31 protein-coding genes and 1 pseudogene are annotated in these 25,231 nt (G+C 70.7%); 24 read left to right on the top strand and 8 right to left on the bottom strand.

The annotated features are described in order from the left end of the window. Positions 1 to 52: 52 nt before the first annotated feature. Positions 53 to 502, bottom strand: coding sequence for a (deoxy)nucleoside triphosphate pyrophosphohydrolase (locus tag KBX46_RS28960; RefSeq protein WP_210795116.1), 450 nt, complete (start codon positions 500 to 502; stop codon positions 53 to 55). Between the two features lie 183 nt (positions 503 to 685). Between KBX46_RS28960 and KBX46_RS28965 the strand changes: the two genes are divergently transcribed. From KBX46_RS28965 to KBX46_RS28990, 6 genes are all read left to right on the top strand, one after another. Further along, positions 686 to 994, top strand: a complete 309-nt coding sequence (locus KBX46_RS28965; protein ID WP_088952008.1) for a 4a-hydroxytetrahydrobiopterin dehydratase — start codon at positions 686 to 688, stop codon at positions 992 to 994. A gap of 122 nt (positions 995 to 1,116) precedes the next feature. Then, positions 1,117 to 1,572, top strand: a complete 456-nt coding sequence (locus KBX46_RS28970; protein WP_247668362.1) for a hypothetical protein — start codon at positions 1,117 to 1,119, stop codon at positions 1,570 to 1,572. Positions 1,573 to 1,582: 10 nt separating this feature from the next. Then, positions 1,583 to 1,945, top strand: a complete 363-nt coding sequence (locus KBX46_RS28975) for a PH domain-containing protein (protein WP_030337500.1) — start codon at positions 1,583 to 1,585, stop codon at positions 1,943 to 1,945. A 220-nt stretch (positions 1,946 to 2,165) separates the two neighbouring features. Then, the gene (locus KBX46_RS28980; protein ID WP_210795117.1) at positions 2,166 to 2,897 is read left to right on the top strand and encodes a class I SAM-dependent methyltransferase; all 732 of its coding nucleotides are present in this window, start codon (positions 2,166 to 2,168) and stop codon (positions 2,895 to 2,897) included. Between the two features lie 191 nt (positions 2,898 to 3,088). Next, on the top strand, positions 3,089 to 3,373 hold the full coding sequence (locus KBX46_RS28985; RefSeq protein WP_210795119.1) for a hypothetical protein: 285 nt from the start codon (positions 3,089 to 3,091) through the stop codon (positions 3,371 to 3,373). Positions 3,374 to 3,454: 81 nt separating this feature from the next. Then, positions 3,455 to 4,735 carry an MFS transporter gene (locus tag KBX46_RS28990; RefSeq protein ID WP_088950104.1) on the top strand — a complete coding sequence of 427 codons (1,281 nt, stop codon included), beginning with the start codon at positions 3,455 to 3,457 and terminating at the stop codon, positions 4,733 to 4,735. On the opposite strand, the gene KBX46_RS28995 is transcribed toward KBX46_RS28990, so the two are convergent. Genes KBX46_RS28995 through KBX46_RS29005 form a run of 3 tightly spaced genes read right to left on the bottom strand, consistent with a single transcriptional unit; the run spans position 4,719 to position 5,970 of the window. Further along, on the bottom strand, positions 4,719 to 5,162 hold the full coding sequence (locus KBX46_RS28995; protein ID WP_088950105.1) for an SRPBCC domain-containing protein: 444 nt from the start codon (positions 5,160 to 5,162) through the stop codon (positions 4,719 to 4,721). The two genes, KBX46_RS28990 and KBX46_RS28995, sit on opposite strands and share 17 nt — an antisense overlap. Before the next feature lie 2 nt (positions 5,163 to 5,164). Further along, positions 5,165 to 5,515 carry a metalloregulator ArsR/SmtB family transcription factor gene (locus tag KBX46_RS29000; protein WP_210795121.1) on the bottom strand — a complete coding sequence of 117 codons (351 nt, stop codon included), beginning with the start codon at positions 5,513 to 5,515 and terminating at the stop codon, positions 5,165 to 5,167. Then, entirely contained in the window at positions 5,512 to 5,970 is a 459-nt protein-coding gene (locus tag KBX46_RS29005) for an SRPBCC domain-containing protein (RefSeq protein WP_210795123.1), read from the bottom strand. Before KBX46_RS29005 ends, KBX46_RS29000 begins: the two co-directional genes overlap by 4 nt. A gap of 116 nt (positions 5,971 to 6,086) precedes the next feature. Here KBX46_RS29005 and KBX46_RS29010 point away from each other — a divergent pair, with 116 nt between their 5' ends. Genes KBX46_RS29010 through KBX46_RS29020 form a run of 3 tightly spaced genes read left to right on the top strand, consistent with a single transcriptional unit; the run spans position 6,087 to position 7,922 of the window. Further along, positions 6,087 to 6,461 (top strand): VOC family protein, encoded by a 375-nt coding sequence (locus tag KBX46_RS29010; RefSeq protein ID WP_210795125.1) that lies wholly within the window; start codon positions 6,087 to 6,089, stop codon positions 6,459 to 6,461. A 12-nt stretch (positions 6,462 to 6,473) separates the two neighbouring features. After that, on the top strand, positions 6,474 to 7,076 hold the full coding sequence (locus KBX46_RS29015; protein WP_210795127.1) for an NAD(P)H-dependent oxidoreductase: 603 nt from the start codon (positions 6,474 to 6,476) through the stop codon (positions 7,074 to 7,076). A gap of 39 nt (positions 7,077 to 7,115) precedes the next feature. Continuing rightward, complete coding sequence (locus KBX46_RS29020; RefSeq protein ID WP_210795129.1) at positions 7,116 to 7,922, top strand: nucleotidyltransferase domain-containing protein; 807 nt, start codon at positions 7,116 to 7,118, stop codon at positions 7,920 to 7,922. Between the two features lie 227 nt (positions 7,923 to 8,149). Here the strand turns inward: KBX46_RS29020 and KBX46_RS29025 are convergent, their stop codons facing one another. Next, on the bottom strand, positions 8,150 to 9,010 hold the full coding sequence (locus KBX46_RS29025; protein ID WP_210795131.1) for a hypothetical protein: 861 nt from the start codon (positions 9,008 to 9,010) through the stop codon (positions 8,150 to 8,152). Between the two features lie 169 nt (positions 9,011 to 9,179). Between KBX46_RS29025 and KBX46_RS29030 the strand changes: the two are divergent. The 8 genes and pseudogenes from KBX46_RS29030 to KBX46_RS32955 all read left to right on the top strand — a co-directional run. Then, positions 9,180 to 9,266, top strand: a pseudogene (locus KBX46_RS29030) (VOC family protein); the annotation flags it as partial. 923 nt (positions 9,267 to 10,189) lie between these two features. Continuing rightward, entirely contained in the window at positions 10,190 to 10,378 is a 189-nt protein-coding gene (locus KBX46_RS29035) for a hypothetical protein (RefSeq protein ID WP_247668363.1), read from the top strand. A 244-nt stretch (positions 10,379 to 10,622) separates the two neighbouring features. Beyond that, complete coding sequence (locus KBX46_RS29040) at positions 10,623 to 11,015, top strand: YbaB/EbfC family nucleoid-associated protein (RefSeq protein ID WP_210795132.1); 393 nt, start codon at positions 10,623 to 10,625, stop codon at positions 11,013 to 11,015. Continuing rightward, on the top strand, positions 11,015 to 11,329 hold the full coding sequence (locus KBX46_RS29045) for a type VII secretion target (protein ID WP_196919700.1): 315 nt from the start codon (positions 11,015 to 11,017) through the stop codon (positions 11,327 to 11,329). The genes KBX46_RS29040 and KBX46_RS29045 overlap by 1 nt, the downstream gene beginning before the upstream one ends. Positions 11,330 to 11,348: 19 nt before the next feature. Next, complete coding sequence (locus KBX46_RS29050) at positions 11,349 to 12,074, top strand: WXG100 family type VII secretion target (protein ID WP_210795134.1); 726 nt, start codon at positions 11,349 to 11,351, stop codon at positions 12,072 to 12,074. 22 nt (positions 12,075 to 12,096) lie between these two features. Next, on the top strand, positions 12,097 to 12,711 hold the full coding sequence (locus KBX46_RS29055) for an EndoU domain-containing protein (RefSeq protein WP_210795136.1): 615 nt from the start codon (positions 12,097 to 12,099) through the stop codon (positions 12,709 to 12,711). A 22-nt stretch (positions 12,712 to 12,733) separates the two neighbouring features. Then, positions 12,734 to 12,991 (top strand): hypothetical protein, encoded by a 258-nt coding sequence (locus KBX46_RS29060; RefSeq protein WP_210795138.1) that lies wholly within the window; start codon positions 12,734 to 12,736, stop codon positions 12,989 to 12,991. A 687-nt stretch (positions 12,992 to 13,678) separates the two neighbouring features. Then, on the top strand, positions 13,679 to 13,810 hold the full coding sequence (locus tag KBX46_RS32955; RefSeq protein ID WP_256440150.1) for a hypothetical protein: 132 nt from the start codon (positions 13,679 to 13,681) through the stop codon (positions 13,808 to 13,810). Between the two features lie 136 nt (positions 13,811 to 13,946). Here the strand turns inward: KBX46_RS32955 and ychF are convergent, their stop codons facing one another. The 3 genes from ychF to KBX46_RS29075 form a co-directional block, all read right to left on the bottom strand. Beyond that, a complete protein-coding gene (ychF, locus tag KBX46_RS29065; RefSeq protein ID WP_088950113.1) occupies positions 13,947 to 15,032 on the bottom strand; it encodes a redox-regulated ATPase YchF in 1,086 nt (361 codons plus the stop codon). Positions 15,033 to 15,125: 93 nt separating this feature from the next. Further along, positions 15,126 to 15,860 carry a peptidase E gene (locus KBX46_RS29070; RefSeq protein ID WP_210795139.1) on the bottom strand — a complete coding sequence of 245 codons (735 nt, stop codon included), beginning with the start codon at positions 15,858 to 15,860 and terminating at the stop codon, positions 15,126 to 15,128. Positions 15,861 to 15,922: 62 nt separating this feature from the next. Further along, on the bottom strand, positions 15,923 to 16,429 hold the full coding sequence (locus KBX46_RS29075; RefSeq protein ID WP_231927142.1) for a hypothetical protein: 507 nt from the start codon (positions 16,427 to 16,429) through the stop codon (positions 15,923 to 15,925). A 142-nt stretch (positions 16,430 to 16,571) separates the two neighbouring features. Here KBX46_RS29075 and KBX46_RS29080 point away from each other — a divergent pair, with 142 nt between their 5' ends. The 7 genes from KBX46_RS29080 (at position 16,572) to KBX46_RS29110 (ending at position 25,161) form a co-directional block, all read left to right on the top strand. After that, complete coding sequence (locus KBX46_RS29080) at positions 16,572 to 17,081, top strand: SigE family RNA polymerase sigma factor (RefSeq protein WP_210795141.1); 510 nt, start codon at positions 16,572 to 16,574, stop codon at positions 17,079 to 17,081. Then, positions 17,078 to 17,593, top strand: coding sequence for a hypothetical protein (locus KBX46_RS29085; protein ID WP_210795142.1), 516 nt, complete (start codon positions 17,078 to 17,080; stop codon positions 17,591 to 17,593). The genes KBX46_RS29080 and KBX46_RS29085 overlap by 4 nt, the downstream gene beginning before the upstream one ends. Before the next feature lie 282 nt (positions 17,594 to 17,875). Next, complete coding sequence (locus KBX46_RS29090) at positions 17,876 to 19,300, top strand: FAD-binding oxidoreductase (protein ID WP_210795144.1); 1,425 nt, start codon at positions 17,876 to 17,878, stop codon at positions 19,298 to 19,300. A gap of 71 nt (positions 19,301 to 19,371) precedes the next feature. Next, on the top strand, positions 19,372 to 20,862 hold the full coding sequence (locus KBX46_RS29095; protein ID WP_210795146.1) for a DNA-3-methyladenine glycosylase 2 family protein: 1,491 nt from the start codon (positions 19,372 to 19,374) through the stop codon (positions 20,860 to 20,862). Then, positions 20,859 to 21,368: a methylated-DNA--[protein]-cysteine S-methyltransferase gene (locus KBX46_RS29100; RefSeq protein ID WP_088950119.1), complete on the top strand. Its 510-nt coding sequence runs from the start codon at positions 20,859 to 20,861 to the stop codon at positions 21,366 to 21,368. The genes KBX46_RS29095 and KBX46_RS29100 overlap by 4 nt, the downstream gene beginning before the upstream one ends. 38 nt (positions 21,369 to 21,406) lie before the next feature. Next, complete coding sequence (locus tag KBX46_RS29105) at positions 21,407 to 23,284, top strand: ABC transporter ATP-binding protein (protein ID WP_210795148.1); 1,878 nt, start codon at positions 21,407 to 21,409, stop codon at positions 23,282 to 23,284. Continuing rightward, the gene (locus KBX46_RS29110) at positions 23,281 to 25,161 is read left to right on the top strand and encodes an ABC transporter ATP-binding protein (RefSeq protein ID WP_210795150.1); all 1,881 of its coding nucleotides are present in this window, start codon (positions 23,281 to 23,283) and stop codon (positions 25,159 to 25,161) included. Before KBX46_RS29105 ends, KBX46_RS29110 begins: the two co-directional genes overlap by 4 nt. The last annotated feature ends 70 nt before the right edge of the window (positions 25,162 to 25,231 follow it).

Here is a 25,231-nt window from a genome sequence, read left to right on the forward strand (position 1 = left end):
ATCATGAAGTTATTGCCAGCTCACTCGGCGTGTCGCGGCAATAACTTCATGATCAACGAGGGCTGGAGGGACGCAGCAGGGGGCGGAGGGCGGCGACGATGGGGGCGTCGGCGGGGAGCCAGGTGACCGAGTCCAGCTCGTCGGCCGTGAGCCAGCGCAGCGCCTCGTGTTCCAACGCCTGGGGCTCCTCGCCGTCGAGCAGGCGGGCCGCGTACACCTTGAGCACCGAACGGCCGTGCGCCATCCGTACGTCACGGCCGACCCGGTCGCCGATCTCGACGCGTACGGCCAGCTCCTCGACGCACTCCCGGGTCAGCGCGTCGATCTCCGCCTCGCCCGGCTCGACCTTTCCGCCCGGAAACTCCCACATTCCTGCCACTTCGGGTGGGGCGGAACGCGCGCAGGCGAGCACCCGCCCGTCCCGGATTATCGCCGCGCCGACGATCACCTTCAGGTCCCGTCGTTCGACCTGCCCGCCACCATTCGCCCGTTCGGTCCGCACGGGCGTCCAGGGTGCCAGATCAATCGGCGGTTTGGGTACCGTAGCCGTCCGCTAGGCCAACAGAACACGGAAGTGTGGGCGTGGACACCCCTTCCGCGCGGCGAGAGACTAGAGGACACCGACAAGACACGGGATGGCGACGATTTGGCCACAAGCCGGCAACGGCGCTTGGGGGGTGCGGTGATGCGCGTGCTGTTCAACAGCAGGGCCAAGCACGACTACCTTGCCGACGCGTTGACCTTGCTGTCTGGTTGGACACGCGAGGGGGAGCAGATCCGACGGACGCTCGCGATCGACGATACCCAACACGCGGCACTAACTGAACGGGTCAAGGTGGTCGCGGATGCGCTGCACCTCCGCCCGGAGATCAGCCGCCAGTCCGACAGCACCCAGATCCGGGTCGGGCACGGCAACGGTGAGCCGCTGACCGAGGGCGAGGTCCTGTTGGCCGCCCGCATCGAGGACGCGTACCGGGCGGTCACCGAGGCCTGAGCTTCTACTGGTTGGTAAGTCTGAGGTTTTCCTGAAAGCACTGGGGTACCAGTTCTGCGCGGGAGTTGACAAAGCTCTCGGGACGGAACGAACTACTCAAACAGTGCTTTTGAGGAGCTGACATGACCACCCCCACGCAGAACCGCGCCAACGACCACGTCGAGCACGCCGGCCAGCACGACGTCCGCCGCGTGAACCGCCGCGGCGACGAGACGAAGCCGTCCTGGAAGACCAGCGACCACCCGGTGGTGCAGTACCCGGCAGTGACCTCGGTGGAGTTCAAACGGGACCGCACCCCGGAGCGCACCCCGGCTGGCCGGCCGGTGCCGAAGGGACCCGCCGGGAACACCTTCTCCGAGATGCTGTCCCTGGTCGCACTGGGCCGGGGCGTCCTGCCGGTGGGTGAGCACACGAGGCGCTACTACCCCCGCCCCGACGTGGCGTACGTGCCCATCCACGACGCGCCACCGATCGAACGAGGGCCGGTCTGGCTGCCCAGCAACACCACCACCCGGGTACGCGAGTTCGTCCGCGCCGCGACCGACGCGAACGCCGGCACGTTGGCACCGGTTTTCTAGCCTGGATCGCATGGCGAACATCGCGTACGACCGCAAAGAGCAGGTCCAGCAGATCGAGAGTGGCCTTCTCGAGGGTGAGCAGATCATCGCCGTCTACGACGCGGTCGGCACCGGCACCGGGTTCATCGGGCTGACCGACCGCCGGGTGATCATCCAGGACCGTTCCTTCGTCGGGAAGCGGTTCGCGATCACCAGCATCCCGTACTCGAAGATCACCAGCGTGAGTGTGGTCAGCAACAAGTCCTGGGGTGGCTCGTTCTTCTCCACCGGAGCGATCGCGATCCACGTCGGCACGCACACCTACGAGGTGGAGTTCCGTGGCGCGCAGAAGAGCCACCACGTGCACAACGTGATCCTGCACCACATCTCCTGACCGCACGTCCCGTCCTGGGCCCGGCTGGCGTAATTGCCTTGCCGGGCCTGCGGCGTCTCTGGTGTCCTCGGTCGACAGTCGTGCGAAGGGAGCAGCCACCATGCCAGACACGACGAGGTCCCACGAACCCACCGTCATCCGACCTGAGGAATCGAGACTTCGTGAGCACTACCGCTCCCCTGGCGCTGAGCGCCACTGAACCCAACCCCGGAGGCCGCTGATGTCGGTCTTCGACGATCCCGGCCTCTTCGGCCGGCTCTGGGCCGCCGACTATGACGGCCCCGGCAACCCCGACCCGGCGCCAGCGGTGGACTTCCTGGCCGATCTGGCCGACGGGGGGCCGGTTCTCGAACTGGCGATCGGCACCGGCCGGGTCGCACTTCCGCTGGCCGAGCGCGGTCTCACCGTGCACGGTGTCGAGGCGTCCGAGGAGATGGTGGCGCAGTTGCGGGCCAAGCCCGGCGGCGACCAGATCCCGGTCGTCATCGCCGACATGGCGGACGTGCCGGTGAAGGGTGAGTTCCGGCTCGCGTACCTGGTCTTCAACACGCTGTTCAACCTCGTGGACGCCGAGCGGCAGGCGGACTGCTTCCGCAACGTCGCCCGCGTGCTGTCGCCCGGCGGCGCGTTCGTCATCGAGACGTTCGTGCCCGACCCGCGCGACTTCGACTCGGACGAGCAGGTGCAGGTGCGGTCCGTGACCGAGGACTCCGCGACGATCCGGCTGCACAAATACGACCGGCCGGCGCAGCGGTTCATCCGGCAGACCATCACCTTCGACGCCGAGGGTGCGCACTTGAAGCCGTTCGCCATGCGGTATGCCTGGCCACACCAGATCGACGAGATGGCGCAGCAGGCGGGGCTCCGGCTCACCGAAAGGTACGCCGACTGGCAGCGGCGACCGTTCCACGCCGACAGCCCGTCGCACATCTCCGTCTACCGGGCGGAGTAACGGTGTGATCGACTCGGGTTCCGGAAAGTCGGGGTGTCATCGCCACGACGAAACCCCGATTTCAAGGAACCCGAGTCGATCTCCCTCCGCCGAAAGGTCAGACGGATCACGGGCGTGGATGTGTCACTGTGGGCACGACGCCCCGCCACCGAGGGGACGGGGTCGATCTCCGCCAGCGGAAGCGACTGCCCATGATGTTCAAACGAGCCGATCTGGCCGTCCTGACGCTGGCGCTCGGCCTGCTGATCGTCGGCTACGTCCTGCGGGACGACGTGAACGGCACGGCCGCAACTCTCGGCCGGGTGCTGGTGCCGCTCGGCTACATCTGCGGCATGATCGCCGGTATCGGCCCCGCTCGCCGCGCCGGGCGCGAGAACAACCGATTACGAGCGGTACTGCTCGGCGGCGACACCGCACCCGTTGCAGACGAGCGCCCGGGCCAGCCTCGCGCCGAGGACACCCACCCGGACCGGTAGTTCGCACGTTTCGCGCTCGGCTGATTCTGCTGCCGGCAGCCTTTCTTGAATCGTCGGGCCCGCGCCGGGTGAGCTGGCAGCATGCCAACAGACGCCGCCCGTTTCCCACGCTCCTCGCCGTACTGGCCGGTGGTCAGTCACCCACAACTCCGGCGCGTCCTGCCCGGGCTAGCCGTGTCCGCGTTGGGCGACGGCATGGCGGTGGTCGCGGTGCCGTGGCTCGCCATCCAACTCGCCCCGCACGGTCAGCGCGGCCTCTGGATCGCGGTGGCCATGGCGGCGTACACAGTGCCCAGCGCGGCCGGGACGGTCGTCTTCGGGCGGTTGCTGCGTGGGCGCGGTGGCGCGCAGCTCGCCGGGTGGGACGCGATCCTGCGGGCCTCCGCCCTCGCGGCGATCCCTCTCGCCCACCTCGCCGGCGTCCTCACCATCGGGCTGTACGTGGCCCTGCTGGCCGCGTCGGCGCTGCTGCACTCGTGGGGCTCCGCCGGCCGGTTCACCCTGATCGCCGAACTGCTGCCGCAGCGGCACCATCTGCCGGCCAATGCCGTGCTCAGCACCATCGGAGGGTTCGCCACCATCGTCGGCCCGCCACTGGCGGGCATCCTGATCGGCTGGGTGGGGCCGGTCTGGGTCATCGCCATCGACGCCGCCACCTTCGCCGCGCTGGCCCTCACGTACCGTCTCGCCCTTCCCGCCAACGACGGACCCGCACGGTCCGAGAGCGGCGCTTCGCGAACGGCCGGCTTCGCTGTCATCCGCCAGAACCCGGCCCTGCTGGGCCTGCTCGTGCTGAGCCTCGGGTTCTTCTTCCTCTTCGGACCGGTGTACGTGGCGATGCCGATCCACATCACCGACGACCTGCACGCCACCGCGATGCTGCTCGGGGCCTACTACACCGCGTTCGGCGTCGGCGGCCTCACTGGAGGTCTGGTCGCCGGTTACCTCCGCCGCTGGCCACTGCGAGCCACCACCATCGGCATCGTCGTCGCGTTCGGCGTCGCCATGCTGCCGCTCGGCCTGGGCGCACCGGTCGGTGTGTCGTTGCCGGCGTTCGCCCTGGCGGGCTTCATCTGGGCGCCGTACATGTCCACGTCGATGGCGCTGTTCCAGCGCAGCACGTCGACCGCCCAGCTGCCCGCGGTGCTCGCCGCGAACGGTGCCATCCTCGTGCTGGCGGTGCCGCTGGGCACCATGCTGGGCGGGCCGCTGGTGGGTGCCATCGGCCCCCGACCGACGCTGCTGGTCTGCGCCGTGGCGATCGTGGCCCTCGGCCTGATCGCCGGGGCAATCGCTATCCCCAGGCGGAGCTCGCGATTGCCCGGCGATGCAGCCGTCACCGAGGTCAGTGCCAGTCGCTGATCCGGACGTCGTCCGGGGCCGGTCGGCCGTGGCCGGTCTCGACCTGCTCCTTGAGGCTCATCAGGAACAGCGCCCACTTGGTGCTGCAGTGGTGCATGAACTCGACCGGCTCGCGCCAGCCCTGGTGCGCGAACTGGACGATCGTGTACTCGCCGCGCTGGTCGAGACGCCAGTCGACCTCGGTGCCGACCCACTCCTCGGGGCCGTCGACGACGCGCCACCGCACCCGCCCGGCGGGGTTCAGCTCCAGGACCTCCATGTCGAAGCCGCCGGCATCGCCGAACCGGAAGGCCAGCTTTCCACCGACTTCGCTCTTGCCCACCGTGTCGGTGGTCCACCAGGCGGCGAGGCCCTCCGGCGTTGCCACCGCTCGGTAGACGTCGTCGAGCGGTGCGACGACGCCGACCCGGTGCAGGATGTCGACCATTCTCATTCTCCTTCGTCGTTGGTGCGGGTGCGTTCGATCGCCTCGGCGATCCGCTTGATCCGGCGGAGTCGGACGTCCCAGGTGGAGCCCACAGCCGACAGCTGCGCGACGGCGCGGGCGAGCTGTGCCTCGTCGACCTGGTAGTGACGCTCGCGACCGGCCGACTCGGCGTGGATCAGCCCGACCCGGTCCAGGACGGCCAGGTGCTTCGAGACGGCCTGGCGGGTGACGGGTAGCCGCCTGCTCAACGAAGTGGCCGTGCCCGGCCCGTCAGCGAGAAGAAGATCGATCATCGTACGCCGAATCGGGTCGCCGATCGCCGACCACAACTCGTCGTCGACCACAGTGCTCACGGGGTCGCGACCAGCCGGGCAACGTACGCGCCCAGCCTGGGCATGTAGTGGTCCCAACCGTTCTCATGGTCGCGGTACTGCTCTTCCAGGACAGCGACCTCCCAACCCAGCTCGCGGAACCCGGTCTCGGTCATCCGGACCAAGGTCCCCGCACCGCTGGGCACCAGGTCGAAGGTGACGAAGAGCGCCTGCCCGCTCCGCTCCGGCTCGGTGAAGCACCACCGGAAGGAGAATCGCTTCGGCGGGTCGACCTCGACGACCGCGAGCGCGACGGTCTTCGTCTCACCGGTGTCAGCGTCGCGCCACACCAGCTCGCCGGGCGCGCCCGCGACCGACTCGAACCGCGCGTCGTCGGGCCACCACTCCCGCATGTGCTCGGGCTGACTGACCACCTCGAAGACCACCTCGGGTGACGCGTCGACGTGGATGTCGCGTTCGATGGTTCCCTGCTCCATGAGCCTCAACCTTTCGCAACCTTTGGTTGCACTCAACCTACGACAGTCCCACGCTCTAGCGCAACCTTTAGTTGCATGTTGCGGTCGCGTCGTACCCGGGGAGCAGAATGCCGTGCATGTCTGAGCCATCGCCGCACCGGCACCACGCCATCGACTACGTCGAGTTCACGGTGACCAACCTCGCCGAGGCCAAGCGCTTCTACGCCGACGCGTTCGGCTGGGAGTTCAACGACTACGGGCCGGCGTACGCCGGCATCCGCAGCCCGCACGGCGACTCCGCGGCGGAGGTCGGCGGTCTCCGCGAGGATCAGGCCGTCCAGGCGGGCGGCCCGCTGGTGCTGCTCTACTCGGCCGACCTCGACCGCTCCGTCCAGGCCGTGAAGGAGGCCGGCGGGCAGGTGGTGAACGGGCCGTACGAGTTCCCCGGTGGCCGCCGGTTCCACTTCACCGACCCCAGTGGCAACGAGCTGGGCGTCTGGGCCGAGCGGTAGGGACGCGCACCCGTGCACACCCTGCTGGTAGCCGTGCACCCGGAGCCCGGGTCCCTCACGCACCACACGGTTCGGCAGCTCGCGGCAGCGCTTCGCCCGGGCTCGGTCGAGATCGCCGACCTGGCGGACGAGGACTTCGACCCGAGGTTCGGTGTGGCCGACCGTCGGGCATACCAGCAGCGTGGCGAGCCCCCGCCCGACGTGCGCCGCGAACAGCAGCGCCTCGACCACGCCACCGACCTCGTGCTGGTCTTCCCGGTCTACTGGTGGTCGATGCCGGCCCTGCTCAAGGGTTGGATCGACCGTGTCTTCATCAACGGCTGGGCCTTCGACTACGCCCCCTCCACCGGCATCCAACCGAGGCTGCAACGGCTCACCACCCACCTGCTCCCCATCGCCGGTGACGACGCGGGGCTCTACGAGCGCCACGGGTACGGGCAGGCGCTGCGGACGCAGATCGAACACGGGATCGTGGACTACTGCGGCAGCCGCCGTGGCGTCACCGCATTCGTGCACGAGTCCGAACAGGACGACTCCTCCGCCACAGGGCGGGAGGTCGAGCGAGCTGTGGCCATGATCCGGGACGCCATCTCCGTACCACTCGACGCCCGTTAACCGGTTCGCGGAGATCGCAAGCTCCGGCAGAGTGGTCGTGTGACCGGAAGAGGACTGCGCGTCGACGGATCGATTGCCCGTGAAGGGGCCCTGAGTCGGGTTCCCGGCGCATTCGCCGATGTTGTCGACGCCGCACGCGATCGGATAGCCAGGCGTTTCGGCGACGGTCAGCTGCACAGCGCCTACGTCTACGGCAGCATCCCGCGCGGCACCGCCAGGCCCGGGATCTCCGATCTCGACCTGCTGCTCGCCCTGCACGCCGAGCCGACCGAGACCGACCGGCTGGATGCGGCGAAGATCGAACAATCCCTCGACCAGTCCTTCGACCAGATCGACGGCGTGGGGATCCTGCTGTTCAGCACACGCACCCTGCTCAGCGAGCTTGAACGCCACGATCTCGGCTTCTTCGTCGCCTGCCTGTGCACTCCACTGCTCGGCGACGACGTCGCCAAGCAACTTCCCCGTTACCGGCCCACTGCTCTGCTCGCCCGGGAAACGAACGGCGACCTGTCATCGGCGCTTCCGGAATGGGGCAGGCAGGCGGCCAGGACGACCACTGACAACCAACGTAGGGGCCTCAGCAGGCTCGTCGCTCGTCGCATCGTCAGGACCGGATTCACGCTGGTCATGCCTCGTTGGGGAGGCTGGACGAGTGACCTCACCGAGTCCGCCGAGGAGTTCGGCATCTACTACCCGGCACGTGCCGAGCAGATGCTCGGGGCTGCCAGGATCGGCCGTGCACCGTCGGCGGATCCGGCTGTCCTACGCCAACTCATCGACGACCTGGGGCCGTGGCTCGCAGCGGAGTACACCGCCGTGCATGGCTTGAAGGCCGCCCGCCCCTGACGCCGCAGCATGCCCCGAGGAAGGCACTGACTCCACGGCGGCACCAACGCCGGATGCCGTCCGCGAGCGGCCGCTGCGGCAAGCGCGATGCCTGTGAGTCATCAATATGACTCACAGGCATCAGGCTCAACAGAGCGGGACCATCCGACCGGGGACCCCATTTGTTCGCTGGTTGACGACGTTTTCATGGGTCCTGTGCCCCCTGGTGTTAGCCAAGCGGCCGCGCCTCATCGGGAGGCGACCGCCCGTCCCGCCGCGATCCGATCGAGGGCGGCCTCCGTGCCCAGCTCCGGCTGAAGGTCGGGGCGGGAGTGGTAGAAGGCCAACGCGTGGTAGACCACCACCGGATCGCCGGCCAGCCAGTACGGTCGGACCGCCACGAACGGCAGCAGCCGGGACTCCAGCGTGCCGAAGCGGCCCGTGTAGCGCCGCATCCGGGTGTCGTCGGACATGTTCGCCTTGACCACCAGCAGCGGGGTGTTCACCCTCTCGGCGGAGACCTGGTAGACGTCCCGCCACGGCACGAACTGGGTGTGGACCAGGGCGCGGTGCTGGATGCCGGCCGGCGACAACACCAGCTCTCCCGGCGCCAGCCGGAGCATGGTCACCAGGAGCCAGCCCACCAGCACCGCGAGGATCGCGAAGCCCACCCCGAGCAGCACGCCGACGACCCCGGCGAACATCGCAGTCACCGCCACCACCCCGGTAACCAGCGCAGCCAGCACCAGCAGCCCACCGAGCAAGACATACGGCACGGCCGCGTAGCCGTACCGCACCCCGCGCCCGCCCTGCGGGACGTCGACCAGCGTGGGTCGGCGCCCACGGCCGGAGCGCGGGCGGCGGGACTGGACCGAGAACCCGATCACGAGGGCCAGGAAGACGGCGCCGAACGCCAGCAGCACGACCGAGCTGCCGTCATCGGACCGGGCCGCGGACACCACGCCGGCCGCCATACCCAGGGCGACCACGGCCAGTCCGACCATCGAAGCAGTGAAGAGTACGGACATCTGTCGCCCGGCCCAGCCCGTGAGCACCGGCAGCGCCGGAGCGCCACCGTGCCCACGGACCGGATCCTGATCTGCCTGCATTCGTCGACTTCCGTGAGAAAAGGAAGTTCCATGTGTCCTTGGCGCCGTCGGCTATCGCTCCGCCTGCGTCGGAGATGGCATTCCCCGCCGCCGAGGCGCCGTTCTCGATACCGTCCCTGGCGTCCTGCGGGAAATTATCGTAGACGTAGTCGAGAGCCCCGCTCGTGACCAGACCGGCGGCCAGGTGGTGAACGGGCCGTACGAGTTCCCCGGTGGCCGGCGGTTCCACTTCACCGACCCCAGCGGCAACGAGCTGGGGCGCCTGGGCCGAGCGGCAGGACCGGTGGCTCCGGCAGAGTGTCCCCATGGCCGGAAGAGGACTGGACGTCGAGGGCTGGATTGCGCGCGAGGGTGCACTGAGCCGGGTACCGGCCGCCTTCGCCGGTGTAGTCGACGCGGCACGCGCTCGGATAGCCGAATCGTTCGACGGTGGTCGGCTGCACAGCGCCTACATCTACGGCAGCATCCCGCGCGGCACCGCCATCCTCGGCGTATCCGACCTCGACCTGCTTCTCGCCCTGCGCACCGAACCAACCGAGGCCGACCGGGCGGCTGCCACCAGGGTCGAGCAAGACCTCGACCGGTCCTTTCCGCAGATCGACGGCGTGGGCATCCTGCTGTTCAGTGCACGTACGTTGCTCAGCGAGCTTGAGCGGCACGACCTTGGCTTCTTCGTCGCCTGCCTGTGCACCCCCCTGCTGGGCGGCGACGACCTCGCCGACCAACTCCCCCGCTACCGGCCCACTCCCCTGCTCGCCCGCGAGACGAACGGCGACCTGTCCCTTGCGCTTCCCGGGTGGCGCCGTCAGGCCGTCGAAGCGAACACCGACCAGCAACGGAAGACCCTCAGCCGGGTCGTCGCGCGGCGCATCGTCAGGACGGGGTCCACGCTGATCATGCCGCGGTGGGGAGGCTGGACGAGCGACCTCACCCAGTCCGCTGAGGCGTTCGGGCTGCACTATCCGGAACGCGCGGAGCAGATGCGTAGAGCTGCCGTTATCGGCCGCACGCCCTCGCCGGTTCCGAGTGTGCTCCGCGAACTCATCGACGGCCTCGGGCCCTGGCTCGCCGCGGAGTACGCAGTCGTCCATGGCGAGAAGGCCGTCCGTCCGTGACCTATCGGAGGTCCTCGCCAGTCAGGACGGGACAGCCGAACATGTCCGTGAGGACGGCCCGCTGGTGGTCGGTCAAGCGTTCAACGCCCCCGAGCCGACACTGCGCAGTCTCGACGCCATTCATCTGGCGACCGCGCAGGTTCTTACCAACGAGTCCGGAGCGGAATTAGTTGCCTTCGTCGCTTACGACCGGCGTCTGCTCGACGCTGCCAAGGCGGCCGGCCTGGCCACCGCGAGTCCTGGCCAGAACTGAACGCGGACGACACCACACCCCGACGGTTCGCGCAACGACTCGACCGGCCACATTGGTGGGTGCTCCCTGGGCCGAACACCGCCGCCAGGTCGAGCAGGCCCGGAGAAGGCGATCATCAGCACCCACGTCGCCGAGATCCAGATTGACCAGATCATGCCGCATTCGCTCGGCAATCTTGGTTTGGCGGGCCGCGGCTACACTGACGCCTCTAAATCCCCTGCTCGGCAACGGAAACGGAGGCGCGATGGTCAATCCGCTGTTGGACGCCGAGGATGCGCGGGAACGCCTGGAGGCATGGCAGGCCAATGCCGTGCGCCGGGCCGCCGACACGCAGGCCGCCAGTGCCGGCTTGCTCGCGCTGCGGGTCACGGCCAGCGACGCCCACGGGATCGTCGAGGTCACCGTCGACTCCACGGGGGCGATGGCCGACGTCCGGCTCTCCGCGCGGGTGCAGCGCGTGAGCCTGGAGCAGACGCAGCAGGCGATCATGGGCGCCTATCGCAATGCGCGGGTCAAGCTCGCCGAGGCCGCCGCCGAGGTCGTGCGGGAGACGGTCGGCGCCGACTCGGCGACCGGCCGGGCCCTGCTGGCCGGATTCCGGACCGCCGACACCGAGGACGAAGAGGGGCGTTACTGATGCACGGGGGGTTCGAGGTCGACGTCGAGGCGCTGCGCGCGCACGCCACGGCCATGTCGGCCATTCACGACCGCTTTGCCGCCGTCATGGCCGCGAGCGGCACCATTTTCCAGGCCGATGATGCGTACGGGCAGCTCTGCCAGTTCTTACCGCCCATCCTGGAGGGACGCCACCGGGACCAGGACAAGGGTGTGGGGATGCTCGCCGAGAACATCGCGCTGCTCGCCGCGGGAATCAAGAAAAACGCCGACGCCTACGAGCGGGCCGAGGAGTCGAACACCGACGGCTTCAACTCCTTCCACTCCGCGACCTGAGCCGGCCCGGCGCCCTCTCATGAGCAACCCACTGGTCGCCACGACCTCCGACATCGCTTCGACAAGCGCCGCGCACCGCGACGGCTGGACCGGCCTGCCGCTGGCCGACGACTACATGGGCATCAAGGACGCCATCGAGTCCGGCAGCTGGATCGACGGCTCAGTCGCGGGCTTGGGCGCCGCTCTCGACGGGGCGTCCATCGTCATCGACCCGTTCGGCACGCTCCTGTCGATGGGCATCGAGTGGGCCATCGAGCAGGTCGAGCCACTGAAGCAGGCACTCGACTGGCTGGCCGGCGACCCCGAGACCATCGAGACGCACGCCTTGACCTGGGACAACATGGCCAGTGAGTTGTTCTCCATCGCCGAGGACCTCAAGGCGCGGCTGGTCGGCGACCTCGACGGATGGCAGGGCGCGGCCGCCGACGCCTACCGCGACATCCTGACCATCAACATCGACGTCGCCGGGATCTTCGCGGGCACGGCCGCCGGCATGGGTGCCGCGACCCGTGGCGCGGGGGTCCTGGTGCAGACGGTGCGGGAGGTCGTGCGCGCCTTCATCGCCGACTGCATCGCCAAGGTCGTGGTGTGGCTGGCCGAGGTGGTCTTCTCTCTCGGCTTCGCCACACCGCTGGTCGCCTCCCAGCTCGCAATCGCCGTCGTCCGCTGGACCGGCCGCATCTTCGGCTGGCTGATGGGCCTGATCGCCAGCCTCTCCGCCCTCCGCGCACTCCTCGACGTCTAGGCGGCCCTCGATGCGACAACTCATGGCGGCTCTGCGGACCACCGCCGTCCTGGTGGTCCTGTTCGCTGTGGCGGGCCTCCACAAGCACCCCTCAGGCCCCACCCCACCGCACGGCGGTGGCGACGATGGCCCAAAGCCTAAAAAGTTCAACCCGGCAATGATGCCCAAGCGCGTGGGAGCAGCCCAGCAGCACGGCCTCGATCGCGTCCGGGAGGGCCGCCCGAAGGACGCCGACACATCCGAGCCCGAGGCGCCCAAGAGGACCAACCCCTGGGACGACCCCGAGTTCGCCGACGCCAGGTTCGACATGCGCCGCTTCGGTCAGATGGGCGACGGGGCGATGGACAAGATCTGGGACGGCGACGGGAGGGGTAATGGCGACCACAAGCCCTCGTCCACCGAGCCCAACAAGACGCTCTTCCCGCCCGGCACCACCAAGGAGCAGGTCGAGGGCTGGTTCAAGAGCATCGCCGCCAACCCCGACAGCCGCCCTGAGGCGCGTCCCGGCGGCGACGGCTGGGTAGTCACCGGCACCCGCGACGGCATCACCTGCGTCGTTATCCTGGACAAGGACGGCAGCATCTCCGGCGGCCACCCCATCAGCGGCGAGGGCGTCAGAACCAACCCGCCGGCCTAACCACCGCACCCACGGGAGACCCATGGAAGTCAACGATTACATCCGGCTCAGCCCTCGGATCATCGACCAGGTCGCACCCAAGATCAGCCCGAAGTACCGGTCGATGGTCCTGAGGGCCAGAGGCGCCGGCGCCTGGGACCACGCGATCACGACGCTCGTCGGCGCCGTGTGGGAGGAGGGCGTTGTGATCACCACGGCGGAGAAGGACGCGCTGCGGGAGCTCATCGAGTACCTCCAGGAGCCTCTGACGCGCCTGGAGCAGATCCGGACCTCGGACTGACGGCGGAAGCGTAGATCGGGTCCCTCGAACCCCTGCACCGTGTCGACCAGCTGGCGTCCCAGACCTGGCCCGATCTCGGCGGGCATGTCGATGGCGACTTTCACCGAACGGTAGATCTCGGGATCCGACTACGGAAGGTGTCACCGCTGCGGGCAGGACTGCTGGTTCGGGGTGTCGCTGGTAGGCCGCGGTCAGGACCTCGGCGCGGACCGCGTGGACGGTGCCGGCGTGTCCGTGGTGGACGTTGTACGGAGTGTGCCAGGCGGCACATACTTGACAGTCGCGTCCCAGCAGACGCTTGACATGATCGTCGTGCCTCGTTCATGCCGATCCCTCGGGCTGGTACCAGCTCTGGCGCTCCATCCACGTCTGGTGAGCGGCCTTGATCGCCGAAGTTCCTCCGCTGCTTTCGCGCTCCGCCAGGAAGCGATCCAACAGCCTGAACAAGGCGTCGCTTGCAGCACGGTTCTGAACGTCATCAAGCGGCAGGAGCGGCCACTACTCCTCAGGAGTAGCTAGCCGTCTGACGAGTGCCTGCCAGATCAGGTTGTTACCGGCGTCGAACTGGATGACCAGCCACTCGCGCCACCCTCTAACAGCCGGCTGATGACGGCTCCTTGTTCACGACCCGCTTCGCCGGCCCCTACCGGCACGACTACTACGGCACGCTCATCTATTGGTGCGGCCGTGCGAAAGGCGGGCCTGCCGGAGAACATCACGAGCCACGACCTACGCCACCACTACGCCTCGGTCCTGCTGATGCAGGGCGAGTCGGTCATCACCGTGGCCGAACGGCTGGGCACGAGAACGCGACGCTAGTCCCGTCGGCCTACGGTCACCTGATGCCGGACTCGGAGGAGCGCACCGCCGGGCCGTCGACGAGGCGTGAGGTTGTGCCCCCGGTGTGCCCCAGGGCGAGGCACCAACCCCCTGGCCTGCGGCAACGGGGTCGGATTCAGACGTTGAAGCGGAACTCCACCACGTCGCCGTCCTGCATGACGTACTCCTTGCCCTCGATGCGGACCTTGCCCGCAGCCTTGGCCGCCGCCATGGAACCGTACTCAACCAGGTCGTTGTACGAGACGACCTCGGCCTTGATGAAGCCGCGCTGGAAGTCGCTGTGGATGACACCCGCGGCCTCCGGCGCGGTGGCGCCGACCGGGACGGTCCAGGCGCGCGCTTCCTTGGGGCCGGCCGTGAGGTACGTCTGGAGGCCGAGCGTGCGGAAGCCGACCCGGACGAGCTGGTTGAGGCCGGGCTCGTTCTGCCCGATCGACTCCAGCAGCTCGCGGGCCTCATCCTCGGGCAGGTCCACCAGCTCAGATTCGATCTTGGCGTCCATGAAGACGGCCTCGGCGGGGGCGACCAGGGCGCGCAGCTCGTCGAGGAACGACTCGTTGGCCAGTTCGGCCTCGTCGACGTTGAAGACGTACAGGAAGGGCTTGGTGGTGAGCAGGTGCAGCTCGCGCAGGTGCTCCAGCTCGATCTTGGCGGCGGCGGCCCCGGAGTAGAGGGTGGTGCCGCCGTCGAGCACCTCGATCGCGGCCTTCGCGGCGGCGACCGCGGCGGCCCGGTCCTTGCGGAGCTTGGCTTCCTTCTCCAACCGGGGCAGCGCCTTGTCCAGGGTCTGCAGGTCGGCGAGGATCAGCTCGGTGTTGATCGTCTCGATGTCGTCGGCCGGGGAGATCTTGCCGTCGACGTGCACCACGTTCGGGTCGGAGAAGGCCCGCACGACCTGGCAGATCGCCGAAGCGTCCCGGATGTTGGCCAGGAAGGCGTTGCCCCGGCCCTGCCCCTTGGAGGCGCCGCGGACCAGGCCGGCGATGTCGACGAACGACACCGGGGCCGGCAGCACCTTCTGCGAGGAGAAGATCTCGGCCAGCTTGCCCAGCCGCTCGTCGGGCAGCCCGACCACACCGACGTTGGGCTCGATGGTGGCGAACGGGTAGTTCGCCGCCAGCACGTCGTTCTTGGTCAACGCGTTGAAAAGCGTGCTCTTGCCGACGTTGGGCAGGCCGACGATGCCGATGGAAAGACTCACGACCGGCCAGCTTACGCGGGTGCCGACCGGGCCGGTCCAGGCGGCTCGGTTTCCGGCGGCACGGCCCCGGCGAGGGGTGGCGCTGACCGGTCGTCAGCCGAGCAGGCGTGGGGCGATGACCGCCTCGCGGGCGCTGCCGTCCGCGCCACGGCTGACCTCGTACGCCGAGACGCCCTCACGGTCCGCGATTGCCTCGACCAGGCGGATGCCCCGGTAGACCAGACCGACCCCGTCGTCCGTGCAGTGGCTGGTCGGGAGCGTCCCGCTGCCCACCAGCTCGTGCATCAGCGGGCGGCGCTGGCCCTCGCTGTCGTAGTGCACCCCGTTGCCGTACGGCAACCAGGCCAACCCCTCGGTGAAGCCGCGCAGTCGGGGGCCGAAGCTGTCGGTGGCACCACCGACGTGCCAGCAGATCGAGCCGGCGGAGACACCGGCCAGCACCACACCGGCCTGCCAGCACTCGTGCAGGATGTCGTCGAGCCCGTGCACCCGCCAGACGGCGACCAGGTTGGCCACGCTGCCGCCACCGACCCAGATCACGTCCTGGGCGAGCAGGTGGGCGCGGACGTCCTCGACGTTCGGCATGGGGAAGAGGGCGAGGTGCGACAGCCGGAACCGGGTGTCGGCGAACGCGCCGTAGACGGCGGTCAGCGAGGTGGGCTGGTCACCGACGGCCTGCCCGAGGTAGCAGATGCGTGGCTGCGGACCAGCCTCGGCGAGCTCCGCCGCCAGCTCGAAGACCGGGCTGGGGCGCATGTCGTACGGCCCTCGGTCGCCCCGGGAGAAGCCCATGCTGGTGGCGATGATGGTCGGTTCGCTGGCGGGCATCGGGGGCGTCCTTCCGTCGGGGCGGTGCGGCGTCCATCCTGCCGCAGCCACGAGGCGGCCGGTCACCCGCCCGCGTGCCGGCCGCGGCGCTGGCGGGGCACCTCGACCTCGGGCCAGTGGGCCTCGGGCGGCCGGTCGGCCGGGGGCAGTTGCGCCGCGGCCGCGCGGGGCAGGGTGAACCGGTCGGCGGCGGCCGGGCCTGCCGAGAACGACTCGCGCAGCATCCAGCGCACCTCGTCGGCCGTCCAGCCCAACCCGGCCCGCGCGGCGATCTCGCGCACCAACCGCCGGCCGACGCGGGTGTCGTCGTCGTAGAAGCGCATGCACCAGTGATGGGTCCACATCCCGAGTGCCCGCAGGCCCGCGTCGTCGAGTGAGCCGACCAACCGGCCGCAGGCGGTGTCGGAGAAGGCCTGATCGGGGTCGGCCGCCCGGTCCCGTTCGATGGCGCCGACGGCGGCCGGTGCGACGGCCCGCATCCGCCGGTAGAAGGACTGCGCCACCGCGCGGGGCAGCGCCGGGAACGCGCCCGGTGTCGACGCCGCCGCCCAACCCGCCACGCTCGTCATGTCCCGCACACCCCTTCTTCAGTTGGTTGCCGGACGGTACCCGTCACGACCGACACTTCCGGGCCGGAAAAACACCCCGGATCGCGGATAGCGACGATGACCTGGGGCGTCTGTATGGGTGACAACGAAACGGGGGTGGTGGGTGGACGAGGACGAACGCGCTCGGCTGGCCGAGTTCGTCGGCAGCCGGACACCGGCGTTGATGCGGGTCGCGTACCTGCTGACCGGGGACCGCAACGCCGCCGAGGACCTGTTCCAGTCGGCGTTGGCGCGAACCATCCCGAAGTGGGAGACCATCCGGCACGCCGATCCCGAGGGGTATCTCCGCGTGGTGATGTACCGCGAGCAGATCAGCTGGTGGCGGCGACTTCGCCGACGGCGGGAGACGCCGCTCAACCCGGCCGACGAGCCCGTGGACGCCGACCCGAGCGGTGGCTCCGACGTACGGCTCGCGATGCGTGCCGCGCTGCGCCACCTGCCACCGGCGCAGCGGGCGGTGGTGGTCCTGCGCTACTACGAGGACCTGCCCGAAGCCCGGGTGGCCGAGCTGCTCGGCTGCTCGGTGGGCACCGTCCGCAGCCGTACGCACCGGGCGGTCAAGCGCCTGCGCGACCTGCTGCCGGAGATCGAGTTGCTGGAGGTACGGCGATGATCGATCCCTTCGAGAGCCTCATCCGCTCCACCCTCACCGACCTGGCCGAGGAGGCACCGATCGTGCATGACCAGTTGAACCGAGCGGAACGGCGGGTTCGCAACAAACGCCGCGCCACGGTGACCATGGGGGCGGTGGGCACGCTCGCGGCGATCCTGATCGCGGCGCCGATCGCCTTGGCCGCGACCGGATCGGACAGGCCTCCGCCAGCCGTGCCGAGCCCGGCGGGCCCGGCGGCCGTCCCCGTCCCGTCCGGGCCGCCGCCCGGCGTGCCGATCGTCACACCAAGCCCCGCCGACCCCACAGCGGTGCCGAGCCCGCCCGGCGTACCGGGCCGGCCCACTGTCACCCCGGTTCCGGGAGGCGCACCCGGCGTACCGGGCCGGCCCACTGTCACCCCGGTTCCGGGAGGCCCGCCCGGCGTGCCGGGCCGGCCGACTGTCACGCCGGTTCCGGGAGGCCCGCCCGGCGTACCGGGCCGGCCCACTGTCAGTCCGACCCCGTCCAGATGAGCAGGACCGGTCAGGCCGGCGGCGTCTCGGCACCGGCCTGACCGGCCGCCCCACGGTCATCTCCGGCCCCGGCGGTGCCACGACGCAATTGACTTCCGTGAGCCGCAGGGCAGGGAGTCGGTCGGAGATCCCGGTCACCATCGCGCGGCGCTCCCCGTACCGGCGAGCGCCGCGCGTGCCGGCGAACACGACGCATCGGTCCACCGAGTTTGTCGAGGCCGGCATGCCCGCTCATCCTGGGGCCATGACCGACCACGACGGCCGAGCGGCTCAGGGGCAGCGATGACCACCGCCATGGCCCGGGTGCCCGATTCCCTCCGGGGGCAGATCGTCACACCCGGCGACCGCCGGTACGCGCAACTGCGCTCGACGTACACCACGTCGGCGTCGCCGGCCGCCGTCCTGCTGCCGAAGACCACCGCGCAGGTGGTCGACGCGCTCCGGTACGCGCGGGAACAGCGGCTGCCCATTGCCGTCCGCAGCGGCGGGCACGGCTTCTCCGGGGCGTCGTCCAACAACGGTGGCGTGGTCATCGACCTGTCCATGCTCAACCGGGTGCAGATCCTCGACGAGCGGGCCGGGCTGGTCCGCATCGAGGCCGGTGCCCGCTGGGCGAACGTCGCGAAGGCGCTGGCCCCGTACGGCCTGGTGGTCAGCTCGGGTGACTACGGCGGCGTGGGCGTCGGCGGCCTGGCCACCGGCGGCGGTGTGGGGTGGCTGGTCCGCGCCCACGGCCTCACCATCGACCGCGTCCGCGCGGTCGAGGTGGTGCTCGCCGACGGGACGCTGGTGCGCGCCGACGCCGCGCACGAGCCGGAGCTGTTCTGGCTGGTCCGGGGCGCCGGAGCAGGCGCGGGGATCGTGGTGGCCTTCGAGATCGAGGCGGCCGAGCAGCGCAACGTCGGCGTGGCGCAGCTGGTCGTCGAGGCGCACCCGGACGGTCGCACCATCCGGGAGTGGACGAGTTACCTCGCGCAGGCCCCACGGGAACTGTCCGCGGCCGCCGTGGTGTACGCCGAGGGTCGCTCGGTGCTCATGTCCATCACCGCCGTGGTGGCCGCCGAGAGCCTGCGCCGGGCCCGACCGGCGGTGGAGCCACTGCTCGCCATCGGCAAGGTGCTCGAACACCGGACCGACCTGCTGCCCTACCCGACGCTGGTGCCGACCGCGCACCTGCACCCGAACGTCGGGCAGCAGCGGGGCACGACCACCAACGGTCTGTTCACCGGGCTGGACGACGCCGGCGCGCGGGCCGTGACGCGCGCGGTGACCGGGCCGGGGCGGGCGGTGGTCCAACTCCGCTCGTTGGGTGGGGCGGTCAACAACGTCGCGCCCGACGCGACCGCGTACTCCCATCGCCACCAGAACACGATGGTGGTCGCGTCGGTGTTCCCGCCGCAGGGCGCCGGGGCGTTGGACGCGGCCTGGCGGGCCGTCGGTGCCCGCGCCGACGGCGCGTACGTCAACTTCGAGAGCCGACCGGACCCCGCCGCGTTCGCCCGGATCTACCCGGGCGAGACCGGGGCCCGGGTGCGGCGGCTGTGGAAGCGCTACGACCCGGACGGCGTGTTCCGGTCGGCCCTGCTGACCGGCCAACCCAACCGGTCCGGCCAGCCCACCCGCGCAGGCCAGCCGGCCCGCGCAGGCCAGCCCAGCCGATCTGGCCAGTCCGCCCGGTCCGGCCAGCCGCACCGGCGTCGCCGCTGACCACGCCGGGCGTACGCCGAGGTCCGATTCCCGCCAGCCGACGACGCACCGAGCGGGGCATCATCGGTGACATGGAGATGGACTTCGAGCGGTGTTACCGGGCTGTGGACAGCCGTGACCAGCGGTTCGACGGCTGGTTCTACACCGGCGTGACGTCCACCGGCATCTACTGCCGGCCGTCCTGTCCGGCGATCACGCCGAAGCGGAAGAACGTCCGGTTCTTCCCGTCCGCCGCCGCGGCGCAGGGTGCCGGACTGCGCGCCTGTCGCCGCTGCCGGCCCGACGCCGCGCCCGGCTCGCCGCAGTGGGACATCCGCGCCGACGTGGTCGGCCGGGCGATGCGGTTGATCGCGGACGGGGTGATCGACCGGGATGGCGTACCGGGGTTGGCCTCCCGTCTGGGCTACACCGAACGGCACCTGCACCGGATGCTGAGCGCCGAGATGGGCGCCGGGCCGCTGGCGCTGGCCCGGGCCCAGCGAGCGCAGACCGCCCGGATCCTGATCGAGACGACCGACCTCGGGATGGCCGAGATCGCGTTCGCCGCGGGCTTCGGCAGCGTGCGGCAGTTCAACGACACGCTCCGCGAGGTGTACGCGAGCGCCCCGTCCGACCTGCGCGCGGCCCGTGGGCGCCAGCAGGCGGCGGTCGGGGCGGGGACCATCGCGCTCCGGCTGGCGTACCGCCCGCCGCTGCACGCCCGGGCGCTGCTGGACTTCCTCACGGTGCGGGCGTTGCCCGGTGTGGAGGAGGTTCGCGACGGGACGTACCACCGGGGTCTGCGGTTGCCACACGGCACCGGCGAGGTGGCGCTGACCCCGGCGGACGGGCACGTGGCGGCGACGCTGCGGCTGACCGACCTGCGCGACCTGGCTCCCGCTGTGGCCCGCTGTCGCCGGCTGCTCGACCTGGACGCGGACCCGGCAGCGATCGACGGCACGCTCGCGGCGGACCCGGCGCTGGCGCCGGCGGTCGCCGCCGAGCCCGGCATTCGGGTGCCCCGCGCGGTGGACGGCTTCGAAATGGCCGTCCGCGCCGTCGTCGGCCAACAGATCTCGGTAACCGCAGCCCAAAAGACCCTGACCCGCCTCCTGGCCGCCCATGACCCGGTTGATCATGAGGTTGACGAGGCCGATGGAGATCAAAATCCAGGCCAGCCTCATGATCAACGCGGCGAGGGCGGGCTGCGGGGGTTCTTGAGCGCGGACGAGCTGCTGCGCGTGCCGGACTCCGGGTTCGGGATGCCGGTGGGGCGGCGGGAGACCTTGCGGGGGCTGGCGCGGGCCGTCACCGACGGGACGGTCGACCTGGCGCCGGGGGTGGATCGGGAGGAAGCCGTGCGGCGGCTGCTCGCCCTGCCCGGCATCGGCCCGTGGACCGCCAGCTACCTGGCCATGCGCGCCTTCGGCGACCCCGACATCCTGCTCAGCACCGACCTCGCGGTCCGGCGCGGCGCCGCCGCGCTCGGCCTGCCCGACACCCAACAAACCCTCGACGGGTACGCCGACCGTTGGCGTCCCTGGCGGTCCTACGCCACGATCAGACTCTGGAGAGCGGCATGAGCATCGACAGCACCGTCCTGAGCACACCGACCGGCCCGCTGAGCATCCTCATCGGCCCGGACGGCGACGTACGGGCGGCTGGCTTCACCCCGGACCCGGCGGCGCTGCTGCCCCTGGTCCACCCCACCCTGCGGGCGCCACTGCGACAGCTGGCCGACCTCGGCCCGGTGAGCACGGCAGTCCGGTCCTACCTGGACGGCGACCTCGCCGCCATCGACACGGTGCCGGTCCGTCAGCTCACCGGCGGCGAGTTCATGGCGCACGCCTGGCAGGTGCTGCGTGAGGTGCCGCCGGGCACCCCGGTCACCTACACCGGGTACGCGGCACTGGCCGGTCGGCCGCCGGCGGTGCGGGCCGCCGCAGCCGCCTGCGCCCGGAACGCGGCGGCACTGTTCGTGCCCTGCCACCGGGTGCTCCGCACCGACGGGACGCTCGGCGGTTACCGCTGGGGGCTGGACGTGAAGAAGTGGCTTCTCGGTCATGAGCGGCGCTTGACAGCAAGCTGACAGAGGCATCGACACCTGTTAGACGCTACCGTCTGGTAGTGCCTGTGGAGAGCGACGGCGACCCGGCCGCCCGGGTCGCCGCGGGCAGCCACCCCGTGCACAACCTCTGGCGGCTGCGCCCCTACCTGCGCCCGTACGCGGCCGAGTTCGCCTGGTTGCTCCTCGCGGGGCTCGCCGGCACGGCGGCCGGGATCGCCGTACCGCTGGTCGTGCAGCGGGTGGTGGACGGGCCGGTGGCCCGCCACGAACCTGCCGGGCTGCTCCAGCTCGGGGGCCTGGCGCTGCTGCTCGGCGTGGCCGAGGCGGTGCTCATCTTCATCCGCCGGTGGGTGCAGTCCTCCTCGGCGGTGGGCATGGAGGCGGCGCTGCGCGCCGACGTCTACGCCCACCTGCAACGGTTGCCGACGAGTTTCCACGACCGCTGGCAGTCCGGGCAGTTGCTCTCCCGGATCACCAGCGACCTGTCGGTGATCCGCCGGTTCCTCTCTTTCGGCGTGTTCTTCCTGGTGCTCAACCTGACCACCTACGTGGTCGTGGTGGTGCTGCTGATCAACCTGCACGCGGCACTCGGGGTGCTGGTGGCGGCCAGCGCGGTGCCGCTGCTGCTGATCAGCCGCCGGTTCGGGCGGCACTACCACGCCGCGTCCCGACGGATGCAGGACCAGCAGGGCGACGTGGCGACCCTGGTCGAGGAGACCGCGCAGGGCCTGCGCACCATGAAGGCGTACGGCCGGGGGCCCGAACTGGCCGCCCGCTTCGCCGGTGGGGCCCGAAGGCTGCACGACACGGGCGTCGGCAAGGGTCGGCTGCTTGCCAACACCTCGGCGTTGCTCGACCTGGTGCCGAACGTGACCCTGGGCGTGGTGCTGGTGGCCGGGGCGGCCGCCGCCGCCAGAGGCGCGCTCACCATCGGCGAGCTGGTCGCGTTCGTCAGCCTCCAACTGATGCTCATCTGGCCGGTGCAGTCGCTGGGTTGGATCATCGCCAACGGCCAGGAGGCCGCCACCGCCGCCGACCGGATCCAGGAGGTGCTGGACACCCCACCCCGGATCGTGGACTCCCCCGGCGCGCTCGCGCTCCCCCGCGACGCGGTCCACGGGCGGCTCCGCTTCGAGCGTGTGGCGTTCAGCTACCCGGGTGCCGCCGCGCCGGTGCTGCACGAGATCGACCTGACCATCGAGCCGGGTGAGACGCTGGCCCTGGTCGGGGCCACCGGGTCCGGCAAGAGCACCCTGCTGTCCCTGGTGCCGCGGCTGCACGACGTCACCGCCGGCCGGATCACCCTGGACGGGCACGACCTGCGCGAGCTGCGACTGGCCTCGCTGCGCCGGCTGGTCGGGGTGGCGTTCGAGGAACCCACGCTGTTCTCCATGTCGGTCCGCGAGAACCTCACCCTGGGTCACCCGGACGCCGGCGACGACGACGTACGCGCCGCTCTCGCGCTGGCTCAGGCCGACTTCGCGTACGACCTGCCGTGGGGGTTGGCCACCCGCGTGGGTGAGCAGGGGCTGTCCCTCTCCGGCGGGCAACGGCAGCGGCTCGCGTTGGCGCGCGCCGTGCTCGGCCGGCCGCCGGTGCTGGTGTTGGACGACCCGCTGTCCGCGCTCGACGTGCACACCGAGGCACTGGTCGAGGCGGCGCTGCGTCGGGTCCTGCGCGACAGCACCGCGCTGTTGGTCGTGCACCGGCCGTCGACGATCGCGCTGGCCGACCGGGTGGCGCTGCTCCAGGACGGCCGGATCACCGCGATCGGCCGGCACTCCGAGCTGCTCGCCACAATGCCGGCCTACCGGGCGCTGCTCGCCGCCGAACCGCCACCCAGGACCGGCGAGCCGCCCGCCGGGAACCCACCGGCGTCCGGAGCCACCGGGTCGAGCCCGTCCGCCTCGGACGGCTGGGGGCTGGTGCACTCGTGACCGTCCCGAAGCAGGCCGACCCACCGCCCGAGGAGGAGCCCGAACTCACCCGCTGGCGCGGAACCGCCACCGACCCGGAGGCCGACCGGAGCCGGGCCGAGGACACCGCGCCCGAGGCGGTAACCCGGCTACGCCGGCTCAGCCGGGTCCTGCTGGCCGACCTGCTCCGCCCGCACCGGGGGCGACTCGCCGTCGCGGTCGGCCTCCTGCTGGCCCAGAACGCCGCAGCGATGGCCGGCCCGTACCTGGTCATGATCGGCATCGACCGGGCCATCCCGCCGCTGCGGGCCGGCGACCCCGGCCCGCTGGTCGCCGTCGCCGGGGCGTTCGCGGCGGCCTCGGTGACCGAGTACGCGGCCCGTCGCGGATTCCTCACCCTCTCCGCGCGCATCGGCCAGGCCGTCCTGCTGGACCTGCGGCAGAAGGTGTTCGGGCACTTCCTGCGGCTGTCGGTGGGCTTCCACGAGCGCTACACCTCCGGCCGGATGGTCTCCCGGCTCACCAGTGACCTGGACTCGATCGCCGAGCTGGTCGACGGCGGGATCGACAGCCTGGTGCTGGCCGGGCTGTCCATCCTGTCGGTGGCCGCCATCCTGCTCTGGCTGGACCTGCCGCTGGCCGCCGTGACGCTGCTCGCCTTCCCGTTCCTGTTCTGGCTCTCCCGCTGGTTCGCCCGGTCCTCGGCCAGCGCGTACCGGCGGACCCGGGACGCTGTAGCGCTGGTCATCGTGCATTTCGTCGAGTCGATGCGGGGCATCCGGGCGGTGCAGGCGTTCCGCCGGGAGCCGCGCAACCAACGCATCTTCGTGGCGCTCGGCGACGACTACCGCCGCACCAGCCTGCACGCGTTCCGGCTGATCGCCACGTACTCGCCCGCGATCAAGCTGATCGGCAACGTCACAGTGGCGGTGGTGCTCTGCTACGGCGGTTGGCGGGTGCTCGGCGGGCAGACCGAGGTTGGAGTGCTCGCCGCGTTCCTGCTCTACCTGCGCCGCTTCTTCGAGCCGATGCAGGAGCTGAGCCAGTTCTACAACTCGCTCCAGTCGGCCACCGCGGCTCTGGAGAAGCTGGCCGGGGTGCTCGACGAACGACCGGCCGTCGCCGAGCCGGCCCGACCCACCCCGCTGCCGACCGGCCCCGGCCGCGGCGAGCTGACCTTCCGGGCGGTGTCCTTCGGCTACCGCCCGGACACCCCGATCCTCGCCGAGCTGGAGCTGACCGTGCCCGCCGGGCAGACCGTGGCGCTGATCGGGCCGACCGGCGCCGGCAAGTCGACCATCGCCAAGCTGGTCGCCCGGTTCCACGACCCGGACACCGGCACGGTACGGCTGGACGGGGTCGACCTGCGCGACGTGCGCGACGCTGACCTGCGCCGGGCGGTGGTGCTGGTGACGCAGGAGAACCACCTGTTCAGTGGGACCGTCGCGGAGAACATCCGGTTCGGTCGCCCGGGCGCGGACGACGCCGAGGTCCAGGCCGCGGCGCGGGCGATCGGCGCGCACAGCTTCATCTCGGCGCTGCCCGAGGGGTACGCCACCCAGGTGCACCGGCGCGGCGGCCGACTCTCCGCCGGGCAACGGCAGCTCGTCGCGTTCGCCCGGGCCTTCCTGGCCGACCCGGCAGTGCTGATCCTGGACGAGGCCACGTCGTCGCTGGACGTGCCGACCGAGCGGCTGGTGCAGCGGGCCCTCGGCACCATCCTGCGCGACCGCACCGCCCTGGTGATCGCGCACCGGCTCTCCACTGTGGAAACCGCCGACCGGGTGCTGGTCCTCGACGACGGCAAGGTCGTCGAGGACGGCCCGCCCGCCGTGCTGGCCGAGGCCGACGGCCGGTACGCGGCCCTGCACCGGCAGTGGCGCGACTCGCTGATCTGACTGCCTGTCCCCGGTCGACGCCCACCCGTCTGCCCGCCGGTGTGTTCGGCGGCAACTACGTGGCCGGGCA

The organism is Micromonospora sp. C81 (assembly GCF_018070425.1).
GTDB classification, from domain to species: Bacteria; Actinomycetota; Actinomycetes; order Mycobacteriales; family Micromonosporaceae; genus Micromonospora; species Micromonospora zamorensis.